The sequence below is a fragment of the Bartonella sp. SD1336NMGDW genome, from assembly GCF_042193565.1.
Lineage (GTDB): Bacteria > Pseudomonadota > Alphaproteobacteria > Rhizobiales > Rhizobiaceae > Bartonella > Bartonella grahamii.
The window spans coordinates 1-3,686 of the sequence record NZ_JBHILW010000041.1 but is presented as its reverse complement, the minus strand read 5'-3'; the positions used below and the strand labels follow the sequence as shown (position 1 = coordinate 3,686).

The window sequence follows — 3,686 nt, the reverse complement described above, 5'->3', positions numbered from 1 at the left end:
TGTAAAGTAAGACCATCAAAAGTGAATTTTTCATTGGTAAATTCGTATTTTTTTGCAGGCTCTTGTTGATTAACAGGGGCGGTTTCATTTGCAATGTTAGAAATAATGGGGATGTTTTTTACTGTAGTATTCATACTAATATGTCCTAATCAAGAGTTTTGAAATTGACACCCTATAAGGGGCGTCGGGCGTTCAAAACACGGTGATTAGTCCGTTGTTACGCTTTTCTCATAAGAGTATTTTATGGCGTAACTACACCCGACAAAATTATCATATATGCTAATCATAGCATAAAAGATAGCCAGTTTTTAAAAGCTTTGGAAAGATTGTTTCGTAATCTATCCGCTAATCACAAAGTGTTTTGATCACTTGATTATTTATATAACAAAATACGTATTTATTGTCAAATAATATTTTGTCTCTTTTGATATTTTTTCTTATTTTTTAAATACGTTGTGTATTGATAATATCTTATGCTTATTAATTGCTTCTTTTATATTTATGTGCTTTTAAAGATATATTATAGGCTTTATGAAACGATTGCGTTATTTTCTGAATCTATACATTTATAATATTTAAAAACGCTCTCATCATACGTATTTTTAGTTTTATAACCTATCAGTTTTTTTACTAAATGGTTTTTAAGATTTCTGTTAATTTCCTTTATAACGCATTTGCAATTTAACAGCCTTTTATAGCTGTTACCTTCTTTATAGCTACCGCATCATTTTTCATTTTCATAAGAGCAATGATAAAGATGATAATGTGATTTATTTGTTATAAAACATCTAAAGAGAGACTGATAATTATAGAGATTATCGAACTCTCTTTAAACAGAGCTTTCGAAAAGTATACATTTATCATTTTAGATTACGATATAGTTTTTTAAAAGCAATCCAAATAAGAGTATTTAAAAGTGCAAATGATTTCTTTTTAGAATAACGCATATAAACTATTCTTTTAAAAAGGGATACTCAATAATAATTAAGTCAATAAGTTATATTAATAGTGAGAATTTTATTTTTTATTGATTCTATTAGTTTTTTTCTCTATCTCTCATCTTTTTGGAGCTTTTTTATAGCTTCAAGAGCGAGTTTTTTACGGTCTGTGCTCTTTATGTAGAGAAAAGTTAGAGTATTTTTAACTTTTCATATAATTATTCTTTGAAAAGGTCAGAGTGCGTTCCTGTACGAATAAGATGTAATTTATCTCCTTCTATTCTATAAATAAGCAGCCAATCTGGTTCGATATGAATATCATGATACCCTACCCAATCGCCTTTTAGTGGATGATCACAGTAGTGTCTTGGTAATGGCTTTTCTTCAATTAGAAGACTTAATAGTGTACGCAGCTTATTCATATTTTTACTGCGTTTTTCCGCCTTGCGCACGTCACGTTTAAATTGTCTCGAGCGAACAGGTATCAGCATATTAAATGCCTAAATCCTTAAAAAGGGCATCAGCGTTTTTAAATGTTTTACCTTTACCTTCATCTAATTCCTTTATAGCTTTACGTGTGACACTATTAGGTACTTTAAGCTCAAAAGGCAAACAACCTTCTTCAGCGACACGCAAAAATGTTATGCGGATAAGATCTGATGCACTTAATCCCATGCGTTCTAAAGTAATCATCGCTTGTTTTTTCATTTTAGCAGGAATGCGAGCGCGAACAACAGAATCGGCTTTCATGATTTGTATCTCCATTTATAACCTTTGTTATAGTGTAGCTACACTGTGACTTCAAGTCAATTTTTTAGAATTAAAAACCCTCTGGATAGCAGGTATGGCAAAAAAAACTCCACGAAAAGAATCCTTGATTCGCAATAATTAAGAGGAATGTTGCAAAATCCTATTCTCTTAACTTTATTTTGTTATCCCTCATAGTAAAGAAGATTATATCTAATCAACTTAACAAGAGAGGTATAGATTATGGTTATAAGCTCTATACCCATTATGTGAGTATGCCAAATCTATTCAGTTTCTCTAATTTCTAATTTTGGTAGTTTTTTCACGATTTTCATTGTTTCTAAACTTACGATAATAACCCTTTGAAACAACTCTAGAGGATAAGCAGGATTTCCAACAGTTTCAACAGCATAGTGATTGGCATCATTCACAATGCCACTCTTTTTATCTGTTTTTACAGATTGACGCCCCATAACCCATTCAAGAGCGGGCTTGCCATTAACGATATACTCATAAGCTTACTTAGGGATATCTGTCATGATGATATTGCTATTATAAATAACTGTTGATTTATCTTTTTCCTTACTATTCTTAATTTTTGCGAATTTCATTTCAGTCACATAATAAAACTTTTCGGGATTAGAGATGTCAGTTAATTTTAGATTACCCTTTTTAAAGGTCTCAGGATAAGGTTCTACAGTTTCATAGTTTACGTGCAAATGACCCAATTCATGCCCTGCTGTTACAAACTTCCAAAAGTCATCAGCCGTTTTTACGCAAGGGATACGAGGCAATTCTTTAGAGAGGTTATCGACATAACGCGTGCGATAATCTTCTGAATGCAAGAGACCATAAACATAATAGAATAGATCATCTTTTGTTATGGTTTCATTAGGATAAGCGGCTTTAAAATGTGCTAATCCTTCATCCGTAATGGCATCACGCATTTTCTTTTTTGCTTATTTTAGTAAATAAGCTATCGTCATGCTATTTTTCTTATCAAGCGATAATAATGGAGTGTTTCTTGTTGTCTCTAATATGTAACAGTTCCAATAAATTTGGTATATTCTATGAATAAGAGTCTTTACTTGAAGCTCAAGATTATATTACATGCAACACCTTAAAATTAAGAAGCATATAGAGCATATGATTGTCATTTAACAGTGTAATTATACAAGCTTCAAAAGCGGGGGAAATGATATGGTTTGCACAACTCATAAAGCAGGTATATACAGTACAGTCTATGCTTTTCTCTCAGATGTTATAAGTATTATTCTCATCAAAAAATTAAAGAATTGTTACGCGGTTGGCGATTTTTTCTGTGACGCTGACGATATGGTTCATTTTGTTGCTCACTTTGAGGGCACAATGAATGCATAGATTTTTTTTCACTTTTGTTTTTGCGGCTTTTTTGTGCCTTTTTTCTTTGCCGAGTTTTGCCGAAAACATTCGTGAGAAAGCGATTAATCAATCAGAGAGCATCCAACGACAACAAACGCAACAACAACGTTTTCAGCAATTACACCGTAGAAACGAAACCCATGGGGTCTTTTTGCCAGACGATGATACCACATCTGCCTATGGTGCTTCGTCTGGTACAACCTGTTTGCTGATCAAAAGCATTGAATTTGTTGGTACTCAGTTGATTTCTCACACCGACCTTCATGAAGCCATTTCTCTTTGGGAAGGACGGTGTTTGGGGATTGCCGAAATCAATAAAGTGCTCAAAGCGGTGACCAAGCTTTATATGAAGCGCGGCTATATTGCAGTGCGGGCTTATTTGCCTGAGCAAGATTTAAGCGGCGGTCATCTCAAGATTGTTGTTGTTGAAGGTGTGATGGAAGATATTACCCTTGATGGGCATAAAGTTGAGAGGAGACTTCAAGGAGAAATCACCACGGCTTTTCCAAACCTTATTGGAAAACCGACCAATCTGCGCCAGATAGAGCAAGGGCTTGATCAAATCAATCGGCTTTTCTCACGCCAAGCCACCATTAATCT

3 protein-coding genes and 1 pseudogene are annotated in these 3,686 nt (G+C 33.7%); 1 reads left to right on the top strand and 3 read right to left on the bottom strand.

From position 1 onward, the window contains the following. Nucleotides 1-1,156: 1,156 nt before the first annotated feature. From ACFIKH_RS08705 to ACFIKH_RS08695, 3 genes and pseudogenes are all read right to left on the bottom strand, one after another. Nucleotides 1,157-1,429 carry a type II toxin-antitoxin system YafQ family toxin gene (locus ACFIKH_RS08705; protein WP_026500655.1) on the bottom strand — a complete coding sequence of 91 codons (273 nt, stop codon included), beginning with the start codon at nucleotides 1,427-1,429 and terminating at the stop codon, nucleotides 1,157-1,159. A 1-nt stretch (nucleotide 1,430) separates the two neighbouring features. Next, a complete protein-coding gene (locus ACFIKH_RS08700; protein WP_026500656.1) occupies nucleotides 1,431-1,688 on the bottom strand; it encodes a type II toxin-antitoxin system RelB/DinJ family antitoxin in 258 nt (85 codons plus the stop codon). A gap of 281 nt (nucleotides 1,689-1,969) precedes the next feature. Further along, nucleotides 1,970-2,629: pseudogene (locus ACFIKH_RS08695) on the bottom strand (type ISP restriction/modification enzyme); the annotation flags it as partial. Nucleotides 2,630-3,057: 428 nt separating this feature from the next. On the opposite strand from ACFIKH_RS08695, the gene ACFIKH_RS08690 reads away from it, so the two are divergent. Beyond that, a partial coding sequence (locus ACFIKH_RS08690; RefSeq protein ID WP_375671499.1) for a POTRA domain-containing protein occupies nucleotides 3,058-3,686 on the top strand: 629 nt, incomplete at its 3' end.